Origin of the sequence: Burkholderia seminalis (assembly GCF_001718535.1) — a bacterium.
GTDB lineage: Bacteria > Pseudomonadota > Gammaproteobacteria > Burkholderiales > Burkholderiaceae > Burkholderia > Burkholderia seminalis.
In genome coordinates this window covers 2,788,395-2,805,642 of the sequence record NZ_CP013398.1, presented here as the reverse complement: position 1 = coordinate 2,805,642, position 17,248 = coordinate 2,788,395, and the positions used below count along the sequence as shown (strand labels likewise).

Annotated in this window: 14 protein-coding genes; 6 read left to right on the top strand and 8 right to left on the bottom strand. The window is 66.3% G+C overall.

Annotated features, from left to right (window positions below):
• The first annotated feature begins 243 nt into the window (after positions 1-243).
• Positions 244-2,472: an NADP-dependent isocitrate dehydrogenase gene (locus WJ12_RS12700; protein WP_034186324.1), complete on the top strand. Its 2,229-nt coding sequence runs from the start codon at positions 244-246 to the stop codon at positions 2,470-2,472.
• Between the two features lie 123 nt (positions 2,473-2,595).
• Here the strand turns inward: WJ12_RS12700 and WJ12_RS12695 are convergent, their stop codons facing one another.
• On the bottom strand, positions 2,596-2,820 hold the full coding sequence (locus tag WJ12_RS12695) for a hypothetical protein (RefSeq protein ID WP_034186323.1): 225 nt from the start codon (positions 2,818-2,820) through the stop codon (positions 2,596-2,598).
• Between the two features lie 621 nt (positions 2,821-3,441).
• On the opposite strand from WJ12_RS12695, the gene WJ12_RS12690 reads away from it, so the two are divergent.
• Positions 3,442-5,040, top strand: a complete 1,599-nt coding sequence (locus WJ12_RS12690; protein ID WP_059560308.1) for a multicopper oxidase family protein — start codon at positions 3,442-3,444, stop codon at positions 5,038-5,040.
• Between the two features lie 181 nt (positions 5,041-5,221).
• Here WJ12_RS12690 and WJ12_RS12685 read toward each other — a convergent pair whose 3' ends face one another.
• Both WJ12_RS12685 and WJ12_RS35885 read right to left on the bottom strand, forming a co-directional pair.
• Positions 5,222-5,425, bottom strand: a complete 204-nt coding sequence (locus WJ12_RS12685; RefSeq protein WP_006488945.1) for a cold-shock protein — start codon at positions 5,423-5,425, stop codon at positions 5,222-5,224.
• A gap of 88 nt (positions 5,426-5,513) precedes the next feature.
• Positions 5,514-5,681 carry a hypothetical protein gene (locus WJ12_RS35885; RefSeq protein WP_154233702.1) on the bottom strand — a complete coding sequence of 56 codons (168 nt, stop codon included), beginning with the start codon at positions 5,679-5,681 and terminating at the stop codon, positions 5,514-5,516.
• A 290-nt stretch (positions 5,682-5,971) separates the two neighbouring features.
• Here WJ12_RS35885 and clpS point away from each other — a divergent pair, with 290 nt between their 5' ends.
• From clpS to WJ12_RS12665, 4 genes are all read left to right on the top strand, one after another.
• Positions 5,972-6,286: an ATP-dependent Clp protease adapter ClpS gene (gene clpS / locus WJ12_RS12680; protein ID WP_006398529.1), complete on the top strand. Its 315-nt coding sequence runs from the start codon at positions 5,972-5,974 to the stop codon at positions 6,284-6,286.
• Positions 6,283-8,583, top strand: coding sequence for an ATP-dependent Clp protease ATP-binding subunit ClpA (gene clpA / locus WJ12_RS12675; RefSeq protein WP_034186321.1), 2,301 nt, complete (start codon positions 6,283-6,285; stop codon positions 8,581-8,583). The genes clpS and clpA overlap by 4 nt, the downstream gene beginning before the upstream one ends.
• A 103-nt stretch (positions 8,584-8,686) precedes the next feature.
• The gene (locus tag WJ12_RS12670) at positions 8,687-10,066 is read left to right on the top strand and encodes an amino acid permease (protein WP_034186341.1); all 1,380 of its coding nucleotides are present in this window, start codon (positions 8,687-8,689) and stop codon (positions 10,064-10,066) included.
• A gap of 132 nt (positions 10,067-10,198) precedes the next feature.
• The gene (locus WJ12_RS12665; RefSeq protein WP_059560311.1) at positions 10,199-10,969 is read left to right on the top strand and encodes a COG4705 family protein; all 771 of its coding nucleotides are present in this window, start codon (positions 10,199-10,201) and stop codon (positions 10,967-10,969) included.
• A gap of 54 nt (positions 10,970-11,023) precedes the next feature.
• On the opposite strand, the gene dut is transcribed toward WJ12_RS12665, so the two are convergent.
• The 5 genes from dut to WJ12_RS12640 form a co-directional block, all read right to left on the bottom strand.
• Positions 11,024-11,470, bottom strand: coding sequence for a dUTP diphosphatase (gene dut, locus WJ12_RS12660; RefSeq protein WP_034186320.1), 447 nt, complete (start codon positions 11,468-11,470; stop codon positions 11,024-11,026).
• Between the two features lie 55 nt (positions 11,471-11,525).
• Positions 11,526-12,737 (bottom strand): bifunctional phosphopantothenoylcysteine decarboxylase/phosphopantothenate--cysteine ligase CoaBC, encoded by a 1,212-nt coding sequence (gene coaBC, locus WJ12_RS12655; RefSeq protein ID WP_034186319.1) that lies wholly within the window; start codon positions 12,735-12,737, stop codon positions 11,526-11,528.
• Between the two features lie 67 nt (positions 12,738-12,804).
• Entirely contained in the window at positions 12,805-13,305 is a 501-nt protein-coding gene (lspA, locus tag WJ12_RS12650) for a signal peptidase II (RefSeq protein WP_034186318.1), read from the bottom strand.
• Between the two features lie 2 nt (positions 13,306-13,307).
• Positions 13,308-16,145 carry an isoleucine--tRNA ligase gene (gene ileS, locus WJ12_RS12645; RefSeq protein WP_069245687.1) on the bottom strand — a complete coding sequence of 946 codons (2,838 nt, stop codon included), beginning with the start codon at positions 16,143-16,145 and terminating at the stop codon, positions 13,308-13,310.
• Positions 16,146-16,247: 102 nt separating this feature from the next.
• Positions 16,248-17,240: a bifunctional riboflavin kinase/FAD synthetase gene (locus tag WJ12_RS12640; protein ID WP_034186316.1), complete on the bottom strand. Its 993-nt coding sequence runs from the start codon at positions 17,238-17,240 to the stop codon at positions 16,248-16,250.
• Between the last annotated feature and the right edge of the window lie 8 nt (positions 17,241-17,248).

Below are 17,248 nucleotides of genomic sequence, written 5' to 3'. Positions count from 1 at the left end.
GCTCCGGTGCTGACTGCCGGCGCCGGAGCGTTTCGTGGATGGCAGGTTTGTTGGCAGGGCGGTCCGGCATGCGGGCCGCGGCGCCGCGAAGCGGCCCGGAGGCCCTGCAAGGTAGAACATGACGGCCCTCGCAACACCATCGCCCGGCTGAACCCGGCGCCCCTTTCGCGACCGACCTGGTCGCTCCCCGCCGGTTACCCGCCGGCGCTCCTCAGTCCCATTTCACGTAGCAACGCATCGACCATGTCCACTTCGCCCAAGATCATCTACACCCTCACCGACGAAGCGCCCGCGCTCGCGACCTATTCGCTGCTGCCGATCGTCAAGGCCTTCACGCGCTCGTCCGGCGTCGCCGTCGAAACGCGCGACATCTCGCTCGCCGGCCGCATCATCGCGGCCTTCGCGGACATCCTGCCGCCCGAGCAGAAGGGTTCCGACGATCTGGCCGAGCTGGGCCAGCTCACGCTGAAGCCGGAAGCGAACATCATCAAGCTGCCGAACATCAGCGCATCGGTGCCGCAGCTGAAGGCCGCGATCGCCGAACTGCAGGCGCAGGGCTACAAGCTGCCGGCCTACCCGGAAGACCCGTCGACGGACGAAGAGAAGGCGGTCAAGGCGCGCTACGACAAGATCAAGGGCAGCGCGGTGAACCCGGTGCTGCGCGAAGGCAACTCCGACCGCCGCGCGCCGCTGTCGGTCAAGAACTACGCACGCAAGCATCCGCACAAGATGGGCGCATGGAAGGCGACGTCGAAGGCCCACGTCGCGCACATGAGCGAAGGCGACTTCTACGGCAGCGAGAAGTCGGCGCTGATCGCCGAGGCCGGCAGCGTGAAGATCGAGCTCACGACGACCGACGGCGCGAAGAAGGTGCTGAAGGAAAAGACGGCCGTGAAGGCCGGTGAAGTGATCGACGCATCGGTGATGAGCCGCAATGCGCTGCGCAGCTTCATCGACGCGCAGATCGCCGACGCGAAGGCGCAGGACGTGCTGTTCTCGGTGCACCTGAAGGCGACCATGATGAAGGTCTCGGACCCGATCCTGTTCGGTCACTTCGTGTCGGTGTTCTATCGCGACGCGCTCGCGAAGCACGCGGACGTGCTGGCGCAGGTCGGCTTCAACCCGAACAACGGGATCGGCGACCTGTACGCGCGCCTGAAGGACCTGCCGGCCGACACGCGCGAAGCGATCGAAGCCGACGTGAAGGCCGAATACGCGGTGCGCCCGCGCCTCGCGATGGTCAACTCGGACAAGGGCATCACGAACCTGCACGTGCCGAGCGACGTGATCGTCGACGCGTCGATGCCGGCGATGATCCGCGATTCGGGCGGCATGTGGGGCCCGGACGGCGCGCTGTACGACGCGAAGGCCGTGATTCCGGACCGCTGCTACGCAGGCGTCTACCAGGCCGTGATCGAGGACTGCAAGCAGCACGGCGCATTCGATCCGGTCACGATGGGCAGCGTGCCGAACGTCGGCCTGATGGCGCAGGCGGCCGAAGAATACGGTTCGCACGACAAGACGTTCCAGATCCCGGCGGACGGCGTCGTGCGCGTCACCGACGAAGCCGGCAACGTGCTGCTCGAGCACGCGGTCGAGTCGGGCGACATCTGGCGCATGTGCCAGACCAAGGACGCACCGGTGCAGGACTGGGTCAAGCTCGCGGTGAACCGCGCGCGTGCGACCGGCGCACCGGCCGTGTTCTGGCTCGATCCGGCGCGCGCGCACGATGCGCAGATCATCGCGAAGGTCGAACGCTACCTGAAGGATCACGACACGAACGGTCTCGACATCCGCATCATGACGCCGGTCGACGCGACGCGTTTCTCGCTCGAGCGCATCCGCGCGGGCAAGGACACGATCTCGGTTACCGGCAACGTGCTGCGCGACTACCTGACGGACCTGTTCCCGATCATGGAGCTCGGCACCAGCGCGAAGATGCTGTCGATCGTGCCGCTGATGGCCGGCGGCGGGATGTTCGAAACGGGCGCCGGCGGTTCGGCACCGAAGCACGTGCAGCAGTTCGTCGAGGAAGGCTTCCTGCGCTGGGATTCGCTCGGCGAATTCCTCGCGCTGGCCGCGTCGCTCGAACACCTCGGCAACGCATACCAGAACCCGAAGGCGGTCGTGCTCGCGAAGACGCTCGACCAGGCGACCGGCAAGTTCCTGGACGAGAACAAGTCGCCGGCGCGCAAGGTCGGCGGCCTCGACAACCGCGGCAGCCACTTCTACCTGTGCCTGTACTGGGCGCAGGCGCTGGCCGAGCAGACCGAGGACGCCGCGCTGAAGGCGCAGTTCGAAGGCGTGGCGAAGTCGTTGTCCGACAACGAAGCGCGCATCCTGGAAGAACTGGCGGCCGCGCAAGGCAAGGCGCAGGCGATCGGCGGCTACTACCGTCCGAACGTCGACTTGACGAGCCAGGCGATGCGCCCGAGCGCGACGCTGAACGGCATCGTCGACGCAGTCGTCTGACGCGGGCCGCGCGATCGCGCGAGCCGATGCGTATGTCGACGCGGCGCGGTTAGCCGTTCGCCGTCCGACGTCCAATGAAAACGCCCCGGTCGCCCGGGGCGTTTTTCGTTGCAGGCTTGCCATTCAGACGTGAACGATTTCCCATTCGGCGATTTCGTGCGGCACCTCGAGCGTGGCCGTGTCCAGTTCGGACAGGTGTTCGCAGTCGCCGCGGGAGATGTGGTCGGCCGCGACTTCGGGGCACGAGAATGCGCCGAGCAGGGCGTTGCCGAACGTCGCTTCCCAGCCGCCGTTACCCGGCAGGATGTAGAACGACCCGAGCGCTGAACCAAAGCGAAATCCCTTCATTTCCGTTCTCCCTTTCTGATCACAAGCGATTCTGGTGTGCCGCCTGCCGGCTCGGCCGGCTGTGGCCCGACTGGCTGCTTGCGCCGGGTTCCGTATCGAACGTCGTGGCGAAGCGTCAGTGCATGGAACAAAGTCTACGTCCGCGACCCGGTTGGATGGTGCAACTAGAACGGCTTCTCGAAACAAAAATTCATGTTTAAAAACAACGGATTATTTTCCATGTTCCATATTGCGGAACGTTTTTTGCCATCGCGAAACGGGAAATTTGTGCCCTGCACCACGAATTTTTACAACGCAGGGACTTGTTCCGCATCGTGAAAAATTGGCGGTTTCGTGGAGGGGTGGCGCGACACGCGCCGACCGGGTGGCCGACGGTAGGGGCGAAACGGGCGGCTGGATGCGGCGGCGGGCATGGTTCAGGGCAGGGGCGATCGCTGCCGAAGGGCCGTAAGCAGTAGCGCTGCGGCGTATCGCCGCCCGGCCGGGGCGGCGCCGTTCGAGCGGAGCCAGCGGTTATGATGACGCGGGCATCAGGTTTCGCGTCGCGCACCGGCGGTCCGGCCGGCCGGCGCGTGCGTCGTGGCGGTCGTGCGACGCTGCATGGATAACGAGGATCGATTGATGAGACGGAGAACCTTCCTGTCGCGCGCCATCGGCGTCGCAGCCGCGTCGCTGTTCGCGCGCACCGCGTGGGCGCAGCATGCCGGTCATGCGGGCATGGCCGGCATGGATTCGATGGACGACATGTCGGGCATGTCGGGGATGGCGGACCATGCGGGGCACGGCAAGCCCGCGCCGGCCGCGCTCGCGGCCGCCGACGCGCTGCCGGCCGGCGCGCCGCTCGCGACGTTGCGCACGCTCGCGAACGAAAGCCGCGAGCCCGGTACGTTCCGGGCGACGCTGGTCGCGCAACCCGTCGCGCGCCCGATGCTGCGCGGCACGCGGCCGACCACGTTCTGGCAGTTCGGCGCGGGCGCGCAAGGCCCCGTCGTCGGCCCGCTGATCGACGTGCGCGAGGGCGACACCGTCGAAATCAAGTTCGTGAACCGGCTGCCGCAGCCGTCGACGATCCACTGGCACGGCCTGCCCGTGCCGCCCGACCAGGACGGCAATCCGTCCGATCCCGTCGCACCCGGCGCGTCGCGCGTGTACCGTTTCACGCTACCGAAGGGCAGCGCCGGCACTTACTGGTACCACCCGCATCCGCACATGATGACGGCCGAGCAGGTATTTCGCGGGCTGGCCGGCCCGTTCATCGTGCGCGCCGCGGACGATCCGCTCGCCGGCTGGCCCGAGCGCAACCTGTTCGTGTCGGACCTGAAGCTTGCGCGCGACGGCACGATTGCGCCGAACGACATGATGGACTGGATGAACGGCCGCGAAGGTCAGTTCGTCCTGGTCAACGGCGCGCGCCGGCCGCGCATCGACATCGCGGGCGACGAGCGCTGGCGCGTGTGGAACGCGTGCAGCGCGCGCTACCTGCGCGTCGCGTTCGACGACGGCCGTGCGTTCGAGCACGTGGGTACCGACGGCGGGCTGTTCGATGCGCCGCGCCGCGTGACGTCGTTGCTGATCGCGCCGGGCGAGCGTGCGGAGCTGCTCGTGCGCGCGGGCGACCGCGCATCGCGCGCGGTGCTGCAGGCGGCCGAATACGACCGCCGCAAGATGGCGATGTCGCACGACGACGGCCACGGCAGCCTGCCGCCCGATCCGGCGCTGGCACTGGCCGATGTCGCGTTCGCGCCCGCCGCCGCGCGCGCGTTGCCGGCCACGCTGCGCACGGTATCGCCGCTGGGCGAACCGGTTGCGCGCAAGACGGTCGAGTTCGGCGAGGAAATGGACATGGACGCGATGATGAAGGGCGCGGCGCACGGCCGGCCGGCCGGCATGCGCTTCATGATCAACGGCGAAACCTATGCGGCGCACCGTGCAACGCTGACGAGCCGCCGCGGCGACGTCGAGCGCTGGGAGATCCGCAACGGCACCGACATGGATCACCCGTTCCACCTGCACGGCACGCAGTTCCAGGTGATCGAGCGCGCGTCGGGCGGCGCGCGCACGACCGAACCGTTGCGCGCATGGCGCGATACCGTGAACGTGCGCAGCGGTGAAACCGTGTCGATTCTCGTCACGCAAGACATGCCCGGAGAGCGCATGTTTCATTGCCACATTCTCGAACACGAGGATCTCGGCATGATGGGCACGCTGAAGGTCGTGTAACGAAGTCGTGAATATGTTTCACGTGCGGGATCGATATCCGATCTGCATGTGTGACAAGACAATGTGTGTTCAATTATCGGGATTGAACGAAAAGGCCGGCCAATCGATTATCGAATGGCCGGCCTCCAAAAAAAGAAACCCGGCGCAATGCGCCGGGTTTCTTCGTCAGATATCCGATGCCTTATACGGCCTGGATGTTCGACGCTTGCTTGCCCTTCGGCCCTTGGACGACGTCAAAGCTCACCTTCTGGCCTTCCTTCAGCGTCTTGAAGCCATTCATGGTGATAGCCGAGAAGTGCGCAAACAGATCCTCACCGCCCTCGTCGGGAGTGATGAAACCGAAGCCCTTCGCGTCGTTGAACCATTTAACGATACCAGTTGCCATTTCCTACTTCCCCTGTCACACAGTCGCTGCTACTTACCACGAGCACGCTCGAAAAGCTAAACGACCGGAAAATGCAGCCGTTCCCCCCTCACAAGCTCACCTCGGCCTCATTCATTTCGCCAACCGGCGAATTGAAAAAAGTGCCAGCTTGATTGTTGGCGCTCTTTATTGGAGTGTCAAGAGGAATTTTTAGACGTTTAGAGGGTCGTTGTAAAGAACCCATTTTCAGGGTTTTTCCGGCTTTGCTTTGCAGCATGCCGCCGAGCGCCGGGGCTTGAAAAGCCGCATAATCGGCTCATATACCAGGCTCGAGTGACACGCGTTCGAGTCGTCCCGGCTTGTGGGATACTGGATGCGGACACGACGCTCCGGTGCAGTTGCCCCCTGACGGTTCGTGTTCCGCGCCACGCGTGAAAGCCGGCACCGCAGCCGGCTTTCGTATGGCACGAAGACGATAGCGTGTTCCGGGATACCGGGGAGGGCGCCGGCCGGTCGGTCGGGTTATGGCAGGATTGCGGGCCTGTCCGAGTTGTTTAGAATGGGTGTATGGCGATTATCCCGGACAAGCAGGACAGTACCGTCCTGGAACGCAAGCAGCAGAAGCTCAAGCCGCCTTCGATGTACAAGGTGGTGCTGCTGAACGACGACTTCACGCCGATGGAATTCGTCGTGATGGTGGTCCAGGAGTATTTCAAGAAGGATCGCGAGACGGCCACGCAGATCATGCTGAAGGTCCATCGCGAAGGGCGAGGGGTATGTGGGGTCTATACGCGGGACATCGCGTCGACCAAGGTTGAGCAAGTCGTTACCCATGCGCGGCAGGCCGGGCATCCGCTGCAGTGCGTGATGGAGGAAGCATGATTGCCCAGGAATTGGAAGTCAGCCTGCACATGGCGTTCATGGAAGCACGCCAGGCGCGCCATGAGTTCATCACGGTCGAGCACCTGCTGCTGGCCCTGCTGGATAATCCGACGGCAGCCGAGGTGTTGCGCGCGTGCGCGGCAAACATCGAGGACTTGCGTCAGAACCTGCGCAATTTCATCCACGACAACACACCGACCGTCCCGGGTACCGACGATGTCGATACCCAGCCGACGCTCGGTTTCCAGCGGGTGATCCAGCGCGCGATCATGCACGTCCAGTCGACGTCGAACGGCAAGAAGGAAGTCACCGGCGCGAACGTGCTGGTCGCGATCTTCGGCGAGAAGGATTCGCACGCCGTGTACTACCTGCAGCAGCAGGGCGTCACGCGCCTCGACGTGGTGAACTTCATTTCGCACGGCATCGCGAAGACGAACAACGGCGAAGCCGCGAAGTCGACCGACGCGAACGCGGAAAGCGAAGACGCGAACGCGCAGAAGGAAACGCCGCTCGCGCAGTTCACGCAGAACCTGAACCAGATGGCGAAGGACGGCCGCATCGATCCGCTGATCGGGCGCGAGCCCGAAGTCGAGCGCGTCGTGCAGGTGCTGTGCCGTCGCCGCAAGAACAATCCGCTGCTCGTCGGCGAAGCCGGCGTGGGCAAGACCGCGATCGCCGAAGGGCTCGCGTATCGCATCACGCGCGGCGAAGTGCCGGACATCCTCGCGAACGCGCAGGTGTACTCGCTCGACATGGGCGCGCTGCTCGCGGGCACCAAGTACCGCGGCGATTTCGAGCAGCGTCTGAAGACGGTGCTGAAGGAACTGAAGGAGCGCCCGCACGCGATCCTGTTCATCGACGAAATCCATACGCTGATCGGCGCGGGCGCCGCGTCGGGCGGCACGCTCGATGCGTCGAACCTGCTGAAGCCGGCGTTGTCGTCGGGCACGCTCAAGTGCATCGGCGCGACGACGTTCACCGAGTATCGCGGCATCTTCGAGAAGGATGCGGCGCTGTCGCGGCGCTTCCAGAAGGTCGACGTGACGGAGCCGAGCGTCGAGCAGACGGTCGCGATCCTGCGCGGGCTGAAATCGCGCTTCGAGGAGCATCACGGCGTCAAGTATTCGTCGGGTGCCCTGTCGGCCGCGGCCGAACTGTCGGCGCGCTTCATCACCGATCGTCACCTGCCGGACAAGGCGATCGACGTGATCGACGAGGCCGGCGCCGCGCAGCGCATCCTGCCGAAGTCGAAGCAGAAGAAGACGATCGGCAAGAGCGAGATCGAGGAAATCATCTCGAAGATCGCACGCGTGCCGGCGCAAAGCGTGTCGCAGGACGATCGCAGCAAGCTGCAGACGCTCGACCGCGACCTGAAGAGCGTCGTGTTCGGCCAGGATCCGGCGATCGACGCGCTCGCGGCCTCGATCAAGATGGCGCGCGCGGGGCTCGGCAAGATGGACAAGCCGATCGGCGCGTTCCTGTTCTCCGGCCCGACGGGCGTCGGCAAGACCGAAGTGGCGCGCCAGCTCGCGTTCACGCTCGGCATCGAGCTGATCCGTTTCGACATGTCGGAATACATGGAGCGTCACGCGGTGAGCCGCCTGATCGGCGCGCCGCCGGGTTACGTCGGGTTCGACCAGGGTGGCCTGTTGACCGAAGCCGTTACGAAGAAGCCGCATTGCGTGCTGCTGCTCGACGAAATCGAGAAGGCGCATCCGGACATCTTCAACGTGCTGCTGCAGGTGATGGACCACGGCACGCTGACGGACAACAACGGCCGCAAGGCGGATTTCCGCAACGTCATCATCATCATGACGACGAACGCGGGCGCCGAGTCGATGCAGAAGGCGACGATCGGCTTCACGACGCGCCGCGAAACGGGCGACGAGATGACCGACATCAAGCGCCTGTTCACGCCGGAGTTCCGCAACCGCCTGGATTCGATCATCAGCTTCCGCTCGCTCGATGAGGAAATCATCATGCGCGTGGTCGACAAGTTCCTGATCCAGCTCGAGGAACAGCTGCACGAGAAGAAGGTCGACGCGCTCTTCACCGACGCGTTGCGCAAGCATCTCGCGAAGCACGGCTTCGACCCGCTGATGGGCGCGCGGCCGATGCAACGGCTGATCCAGGACACGATCCGGCGCGCGCTGGCCGACGAGCTGCTGTTCGGCAAGCTCCTCAACGGCGGTCACGTGACGGTCGACGTCGACGAAAACGACAAGGTGCAGTTGTCGTTCGACAAGCTGGCGAATCCGCCGCACAAGCCGAACGAAGAGACGGTCGAAGTCGAGTAAGCGATAATTCGTTGTTCATGCGAACGGCGCGGGAAGTTCTCCGCGCCGTTTCGTTTTATCCGGCGCCGGCGGCGCGATGGTGGTGCAGGGGAGTGGTAACGCAGTGACACAACAACAACGGTCGTTCGACGATATCGTCGCGCGCGAACAAGGGTTGCGCCACGCACTGACGTCGGGGCAGATGGCGATGATCGCGATCGGCGGCGCGATCGGCACGGGGCTGTTCCTCGGCAGCGGATTCGCGATCGGGCTCGCGGGCCCGAGCGTGCTCGTGTCCTATGCGATCGGCGCGCTGATCGCGCTGCTGCTGATGGGCGCGCTCGCGGAAATGACGGTCGCGCACCCGACGGCCGGCTCGTTCGGCGCGTATGCCGAGCACTACGTCGGCCCGCTCGCGGGCTTTCTGGTGCGCTATGCGTACTGGTTCGCGGTCGTATTCGCGATCGGTACCGAAATCAGCGCGATCGCCGTGTTCATGAAGTACTGGTTCCCCGCCGTACCCGGCTGGTACTGGGTGATCGGCTTCTCCGCGCTGCTGATCGCCGTGAATCTCGCCAGCGTCACGCTGTACGGCACGGTCGAATACGCGTTCTCGCTGCTGAAGATCGCGGCGATCGTCGTGTTCATCGTGCTCGGCGCGTATCTGGTCTGGTCGGCGCCGGCCGCATCGGGCATCGGTTTCGCCAACTACACCGCGCACGGCGGCTTCATGCCGAAGGGGCCGTGGGGCACCTGGGTCGCGGTGATCGTCGCGATCTTCAGCTACATGAGCATCGAAGCCGTCGCGATCGCAGCCGGCGAGGCGCGCGATCCGCAGCACGCGGTCACGCGCGCGTTCCGCTCGACGGTGTTCCGGCTCGTGCTGTTCTACCTGCTGACGCTGTCGCTGATGCTCGCGATCGTGCCGTGGACGGCGGCCGGTACCGACGAGAGCCCGTTCGTGAAGGTGATGGCCGCGACGCATGTGCCGTACGCGGCCGGCGTGATCAACTTCGTGCTGCTGGTCGCGGCGCTGTCGGCGATGAACAGCCAGCTCTACGTGACGACGCGGATGATGTTCAGCCTGTCGCGCGCACGGCTCGCGCCCGCGGTGTTCGGCCGGCTCGGCGCGAACGGCGTGCCGCGCGCGGCGCTGTGGATCTCGACCAGCGGCGTCGCGGTCGCGGCCGTGCTGGTCGCGCTCGCGCCCGACACCGCGTTCACGGTGATGATGGCGATCGCGATGTTCGGCGCGCTGTTCACGTGGCTGATGATCTTCATCACGCACCTGCGCTTCCGTGCGCGGTATCGCGGCCCCGTGCTCGCGTTCCGGATGTGGGGCCACCCGTTCGGCAGCCTGCTCGGCGCGGCGCTCGTCGCGGCGATCCTGCTCACCACCGCGTTCACGCGCGAATTCCGGATGACGATGGTGGTCGGCGTCGTGTTCGCCGTGCTGCTGACGCTCGCGTACGCGCTGCATTACCGGCACGAACACGCGCGCTGACGGCGCCGGCGTACTCGTGCACCGGCTTCACGTTCGCTAAGGTTCCGTTAAGCCGGCGGCGACTACATTCGATCCTGTCCGCAAGGCGGGCCGGCACGCGCCGGCTCGCCGCTTCCTGCAAATGGGGTTCGAATGAACAAACTTCCCGAAATCACGCTCGCGTTCTGGATCATGAAGATCTGCGCGACGACGCTCGGCGAAACCGGCGGCGACCTGCTGTCGATGACGCTGAACGTCGGCTACGCGGTGAGCTCGATCCTGCTGTTCGGTTTCTTTCTCGTGACGCTGGGCGCCCAGCTCCGGACGACGCGCTATCGCCCGGCGGTCTACTGGGCCGTGATCGTCGCGACGAGCACGGCCGGCACGACGATGTCCGACTTCATGGACCGCACGCTCGGCCTCGGCTACGCAGCCGGTTCGTCGATCCTCGTCGCGATCCTGCTGGCGATCTTCGCGGTCTGGCGCCTGAGCGGCGAATCGCTGTCGGTCGACCTGATCCGCACGCGCAAGGTCGAACTGCTGTACTGGATCGCGATCCTGTTCTCGAACACGCTCGGCACCGCGCTCGGCGATTTCCTCGCGGACAGCTCGGGGCTCGGCTTCGGCGGCGGCGCGCTGCTGATCGGCGGGCTGCTGGCGGTGATCGTGCTCGCGCACTACTTCACGCGGATCTCCGGCGTGCTGCTGTTCTGGGCCGCGTTCGTGCTCACGCGTCCGTTCGGCGCGACGGTCGGCGACCTGCTGACGAAGCCGGTCGCGAAGGGCGGCCTCGCGCTCGGGACGGTCGGCTCGTCGGCCGTGTTGCTCGGCGTGCTGGTCGCGATGGTGATCTATGCGAGCATCGCGCAGGCGCGGCGGCGCGAACCGGTGCCCGCGCGGATCGCGCAGCCGGCCGGCGAGTGACGATGAACGGAAAAGAAAAAGGGGCCGCGCGGCCCCTTTTTCGTGTGATGCCGATCAGTGGCGGCCGGTGCTGCCGAAGCCGCCTTCGCCGCGATCGCTCTCGGCGAAATCGTCGACGATGTTGAACTGCGCCTGCACGACCGGCACGATCACGAGCTGCGCGAGCCGTTCGAACGGGTTCAGCACGAACTCGGTCTGGCCGCGGTTCCACGTCGAGACCATCAACTGGCCCTGGTAGTCGGAGTCGATCAGGCCGACCAGGTTGCCGAGCACGATCCCGTGCTTGTGGCCGAGGCCCGAGCGCGGCAGGATCAGCGCCGCATAGCCGGGATCGGCGAGGTGGATCGCGAGGCCCGTCGGGACGAGCGTCGTTTCGCCCGGCCGCAGCGTGACCGGGGCGTCGAGGCACGCGCGCAGGTCGAGGCCCGCGCTGCCGGTGGTCGCGTAGGCGGGCAGGTAGTCGCGCATGCGCGCGTCGAGAATCTTCAGGTCGAGTTTCATGCGGTCGTCGAATCGGTCGGGAAGGGCGCGGCGGCCAGCGCCGCCGCGCGGGTGATCAGATCAGGCGGTTGTCGGGCAGGCGCTTCGCGATTTCCGCGACGAGCGCATGCGCGAGTTCGTCCTTCGGGGCGCGCGGCAGGCGCGTGAGGCCGGCCGCTTCGAACAGCACGACTTCGTTGTCGTCGCGGCCGAACGTCAGCGGGCCGAGATTGCCGACGAGCAGCGGCACGTTCTTGCGTTTGCGCTTTTCGTCGCCGTGTACGTCGAGGTCGCCGCTTTCGGCCGCGAAACCGACGCAGAACGGCGGATCGGGCAGCGCCGCGACCGACGCGAGGATGTCGGGGTTCTCGACGAACGCGAGCGCCGGCATCTTGCGGTCGGCCGTCTTCTTCATCTTGTGCTCGGCCGGCTGATCGACGCGCCAGTCGGCCACCGCGGCCACCGCGATGAAGATGTCGGCATCGGCGACCGCATGCATCACCGCGTCGTACATCTGCTGCGCGGTCTGCACGTCCTGGCGGTACACGCCCCACGGCGTGTCGAGCGCGACCGGCCCCGCGACGAGATGCACGTCGGCGCCGGCCTGCTGCGCGGCGCGTGCGAGCGCGAAGCCCATCTTGCCGCTCGAGCGGTTCGTCAGGCCACGCACGGGATCGAGCGGTTCGAACGTCGGCCCGGCCGTGATCAGCACGCGCCGGTGCGCGAGCACCTTCGGCGCGAAGTGCGCGACGATGGCTTCATAGATCGCCTCGGGCTCGAGCATGCGGCCGTCGCCGACTTCCCCGCATGCCTGCGCACCCGAATCCGGGCCGAGCACCGACACGCCGTCCGCGCGCAGTTGCGCGGCGTTGCGCTGCGTGGCGGGGTTCTGCCACATCTGGCGGTTCATCGCGGGGACGACGAGCAGCGGACAGTCGCGTGCGACGCACAGCGTCGACAGGAGGTCATCGGCAAACCCGTGCGCGAGCTTCGCGAGGAAGTCCGTCGATGCTGGCGCGATCACGATCGCGTCGGCCTCGCGCGACAGGTCGATGTGCGCCATGTTGTTGTCGACGCGCGCATCCCACTGGCTCGTGTAGACGGGCCGGCCCGACAGCGCCTGCATCGTGACGGGCGTGATGAACTGGGTGGCCGCTTCGGTCATCGCGACCTGCACGGTCGCGCCGGCCTTCACGAGCAGCCGCGTGAGCTCGGCGATCTTGTAGCAGGCGATGCCGCCCGTCAGGCCGAGAACGAGGTGTTTTCCTGCGAGTTCTGCGTGTGCCAACTCAGGCCTCCAAGGGTCAAACGGAACGGCCGGCGCGAAGCCGGCCGTCGACGCCGAGTATGCGCGTTTAGCGCGAGCCGCGCACGCGACGCAGCTCGTCGTAGATCAGCAGCACCGCGCCGACCGTGATCGCGGAATCGGCGAGGTTGAACGCCGGGAAGTGCCAGGCGCCGAGGTGGAAATCGAGGAAGTCGATCACGTGGCCGTAGACGAGCCGGTCGATCACGTTGCCGAGCGCGCCGCCGAGGATCAGCGCGAGCGACAGGCTGAACAGCCGCTGCTGGCCGTGGCGTTTCAGCAGGAAGCAGATCACGAGCGTCGCGCCGATGCCGAGCGCGGTGAACGCCCAGCGCTGCCAGCCGCCGGCGGTCGACAGGAAGCCGAACGCGGCGCCGCGGTTGTACACCAGCACGAGGTTGAAGAACGACGTCAGCGCGTGCTGCGCGCCGTACGCGAACGTTTTCAGGATCGCGATCTTCGACAACTGGTCGAACAGGATCACGATCAGCGAAATGCCGAGCCAGGGCGCAAGCGCGCCGCTGGCCGGTTTCGACAGGGTTTTCGCCATATTTAAGCAGCGCTCCGGATTTCGCCGTTTTCGAACAGGTTGGAGAAGCAGCGGCCGCACAGCGTCGGATGATCGGCGTGCGCGCCGACATCTTCGCGGTAGTGCCAGCAGCGTTCGCACTTCTGGTACTTCGAGGCGGCCACGTCGACGCTTTCCTGCGCTTCGTCGTCGACCTTGACGACCGTCGCGGCCGACGTGATCAGCACGAACTTCAGGTCGTCGCCGAGGCTCGTGAGCGCGTCGTAACGCGCGCCGCTCGCGTGCACGGCGACTTCGGCCTGCAGCGACGAGCCGATGCGGTTCGCGGTGCGCGCTTCCTCGAGTGCCTTCGTCACGTTGCCGCGCACCTCGCGCAGCAGCGCCCACTTCTCGATCAGCGCGGCCGAGCCGGCGACCTCCGGATACGCATAGTAGGTTTCCGTGAAGATCGTGTCGCTGGCCGGCTGGAACACCTTCCACGCTTCTTCCGCCGTGAACGACAGGAACGGCGCGAGCACGCGCAGCAGGCCGTGCGTCAGGTGGTACAGCGCCGTTTGTGCCGAGCGGCGCGCGCGCGAGTCGGCCGCGCTCGTGTACAGGCGGTCCTTCAGCACGTCGAGGTAGAAGCCGCCGAGATCTTCCGAGCAGTACGTCTGCAGCTTGGCGACGACCGGGTGGAATTCGTACTTCTCGTAGTGGCCGAGCAGCTCCGTCTGCAACTGCTGCGAGAACGCGACCGCATAGCGGTCGATCTCGAGCCATTCGTCGACCGGCACCGCGTGCTGCGCGAAGTCGAAGTCCGACAGGTTCGCGAGCAGGAAGCGCAGCGTGTTGCGGATGCGGCGATAACCTTCGGTCACGCGCTTCAGGATTTCCTCGGAGATCGCGAGTTCGCCCGAGTAGTCGGTCGACGCGATCCACAGACGGATGATTTCCGCGCCGAGGCGGTTCGCGACTTCATGCGGGTCGATCCCGTTGCCGAGCGACTTGCTCATCTTGCGGCCTTCGCCGTCGACCGTGAAGCCGTGCGTGAGCAGGCCCTTGTACGGCGCGCGGCCGTCGATCATCGACGCGGTCAGCAGCGACGAGTGGAACCAGCCGCGATGCTGGTCCGAGCCTTCGAGGTACAGGTCGGCCGGGAATTGCAGCTGATCCTTGTGCGAGCCGCGCAGCACGTGCCAGTGCGTCGTGCCCGAGTCGAACCACACGTCGAGCGTGTCGCGGTTCTTTTCGTACAGGTTCGCGTCGTCGCCGATCAGCTCGCGCGGGTCGAGCGACTGCCATGCCTCGATGCCCGACTGCTCGACGCGCTTCGCGACTTCCTCGAGCAACTCCAGCGTGCGCGGATGCAGCTCGCCGGTTTCCTTGTGCACGAAGAACGCCATCGGCACGCCCCACTGGCGCTGGCGCGACTGCGTCCAGTCGGGACGGTTCGCGATCATGCTGAACAGGCGCTGCTTGCCCCACGACGGGTAGAACGCGGTTGCGTCGACGCCTTCGAGCGCCGTTTCACGCAGCGTCTTGCCGCCGTCGCGCGGGGTGACGTCCATGCCGGCGAACCACTGCGACGTGGCGCGGTAGATGATCGGCGTCTTGTGGCGCCAGCAGTGCATGTAGCTGTGCGTGTACTTCTCGCTGCGCAGCAGCGAGCCGGCCGCGTTCAGCGCGTCGACGATCTTCGGGTTCGCGTCCCAGATCGACAGGCCGCCGAACAGCGGCAGTGATTCGATGTAGCGGCCGTCGCCCATCACCGGGTTGATGAAGTCCGAATCGGTCATCCCGTGCGCCTTGCACGACATGAAGTCCTCGATGCCGTACGCGGGCGACGAGTGCACGACGCCGGTACCCGTGTCGGTCGTCACGTAGTCGCCGAGGTAGACGGGGGCCGTACGCTTGTAGCCGGGGTGGGCCGATGCGAGCGGGTGGTGGAAGCGCAGGTTGGCGAGCTTCACGCCCGGCGCGGTCGCGACGACGCGGCCCGTCAGCTTGAAGTCGGCCATGCAGGCTTCGACGCGCTCCTGCGCGATGATCAGCAGCCCGCGCTCGGTGTCGACCAGCGCGTAGACGATTTCCGGATGGAGGTTCAGCGCCTGGTTGGCGGGGATCGTCCACGGCGTGGTGGTCCAGATCACGATGCCGCCCTCGGCGCGCGGCAGTGCCGGCAGGCCGAACGCCTGCGCGGTCTTTTCCGGTTCCGCGAACGCGAACATCACGTCGATCGTCGGATCGGTGCGGTCCTTGTACTCGACTTCCGCCTCGGCGAGCGCCGAGCCGCAGTCGAAGCACCAGTTCACCGGCTTCAGCCCGCGGTACACGTAGCCTTTCTCGATGATCTTGCCGAGCGCGCGGATCTCTTCCGCCTCGTTCACGAAGTTCATCGTCTTGTACGGGTTCGCCCAGTCGCCGAGCACGCCGAGGCGCTTGAAGCCGACCTTCTGCTTCTCGATCTGCTCGGTCGCGTACGCACGCGCCTTGCTCATCACTTCGGCTGCCGGCAGCGACTTGCCGAACTGCTTCTCGATCTGGATTTCGATCGGCATGCCGTGGCAATCCCAGCCCGGCACGTACGGCGCGTCGAAGCCGGCCATGTTGCGCGACTTGACGACGATGTCCTTCAGGATCTTGTTGACCGCGTGGCCGAGGTGGATGTCGCCGTTCGCATACGGCGGGCCGTCGTGCAGGATGAACTTCGGGCGGCCCTTGCTGGCCGCGCGGATCTTCTCGTAGAGGCCGCGCTCCTCCCATTCCTTGACCCACTGCGGCTCGCGCTTGGGCAGGTCGCCGCGCATCGGGAACGGCGTGTCGAGCAGGTTGACCGGATACTTGGCCTGCGGTTTCGAATCGGCTTTCTTGTTGCTCATGATGGGATCGCTATCTAAATCGGGAGACGCTCGGGCGTCGTGAATCGGGGATGCGCGCGAGTGGGCGGCGCGAGGGTGCGGCGCCGGGCGCCGCCGTCCGGATCAGCTAATTCGGTCGGTTGCCGACGTCGAGAAGCCCGTGGCGCGGCTGCCCGGCGCCCGGTCGCGTTCGATGAAGTACGCGCGCGCGTTCGCGACGTCCAGGGCGATCGCGCGCGACAGCGCCTCGAGGTCGTCGAATTTCGCCTCGTCGCGCAGCTTCTTCAGGAATTCGACGCGGATGAGCTTGCCGTACGCGTCGCCATGCCAGTCGAGCAGGTGCACTTCGAGCAGCACGCGGCCGGAATCGTCGACGGTCGGGCGCAGGCCCAGGCTCGCGACGCCCGGCAGCGGGTCGGGGCCGAGGCCGTGCACCTGCACGACGAAGATGCCCGCGAGCGCCGGCCGCTTGTGCGCGATCGGCAGGTTCAGCGTCGGGAAACCGAGGTCGCGGCCGAGCTTCAGCCCGTGCGCGACGTGGCCGCTGATCGCGTAGCCGTGGCCGAGCGCCTGCGCGGCCGCGTCGAGATCGCCGGCCGCGAGCGCGGCGCGCACACCCGAGCTGGAAATGCGCGTGCCGTCGCTGCCGGCCACCGTGCCCATCTGCTCGACCTCGAAGCCGTACTGCTCGCCGGCCGCCTTCAGCGTGTCGAAGGTGCCCGCGCGTTTCGCGCCGTAGCAGAAATCGTCGCCGACCATCATCCAGCGCGTGTGCAGCCCGTTCACCAGCGTGCGTTCGACGAACGCCTGCGGCGACTGGCTCGCGAAGGTATGGTTGAAGTGCTCGACGACGACGCGGTCGACACCGTGATCGCGCAGCGCCTCGAGCTTGTCGCGCAGCATCGCGATGCGCGGCGGCGCGCCGGCCGGATTGAAGAATTCGCGCGGGTGCGGCTCGAACGTCATCACGCACACGGGCAGGCCGCGCGCGTCCGCTGCCGCGCGCACGCGCGCGAGCAGGGCCTGGTGGCCGCGATGGACACCGTCGAAGTTGCCGATCGTCAGCGCGCACGGGGCACGGCTCTCGGCGTTGGGCAGGCCGCGGAAGACTTTCACGATAGCGG

Bases quoted from the DNA above. Each gene is read 5' to 3' on its own strand.
- WJ12_RS12690 (WP_059560308.1), top strand. From the start codon at position 3,442: ATGAGACGGAGAACCTTCCTGTCGCGCGCCATCGGCGTCGCAGCCGCG.
- clpA (WP_034186321.1), top strand. From the start codon at position 6,283: ATGATTGCCCAGGAATTGGAAGTCAGCCTGCACATGGCGTTCATGGAA.
- WJ12_RS12700 (WP_034186324.1), top strand. From the start codon at position 244: ATGTCCACTTCGCCCAAGATCATCTACACCCTCACCGACGAAGCGCCC.
- lspA (WP_034186318.1), bottom strand. From the start codon at position 13,305: ATGGCGAAAACCCTGTCGAAACCGGCCAGCGGCGCGCTTGCGCCCTGG.
- WJ12_RS35885 (WP_154233702.1), bottom strand. From the start codon at position 5,681: ATGCTGCAAAGCAAAGCCGGAAAAACCCTGAAAATGGGTTCTTTACAA.
- ileS (WP_069245687.1), bottom strand. From the start codon at position 16,145: ATGAGCAACAAGAAAGCCGATTCGAAACCGCAGGCCAAGTATCCGGTC.
- clpS (WP_006398529.1), top strand. From the start codon at position 5,972: ATGGCGATTATCCCGGACAAGCAGGACAGTACCGTCCTGGAACGCAAG.
- WJ12_RS12685 (WP_006488945.1), bottom strand. From the start codon at position 5,425: ATGGCAACTGGTATCGTTAAATGGTTCAACGACGCGAAGGGCTTCGGT.
- dut (WP_034186320.1), bottom strand. From the start codon at position 11,470: ATGAAACTCGACCTGAAGATTCTCGACGCGCGCATGCGCGACTACCTG.
- WJ12_RS12695 (WP_034186323.1), bottom strand. From the start codon at position 2,820: ATGAAGGGATTTCGCTTTGGTTCAGCGCTCGGGTCGTTCTACATCCTG.
- WJ12_RS12665 (WP_059560311.1), top strand. From the start codon at position 10,199: ATGAACAAACTTCCCGAAATCACGCTCGCGTTCTGGATCATGAAGATC.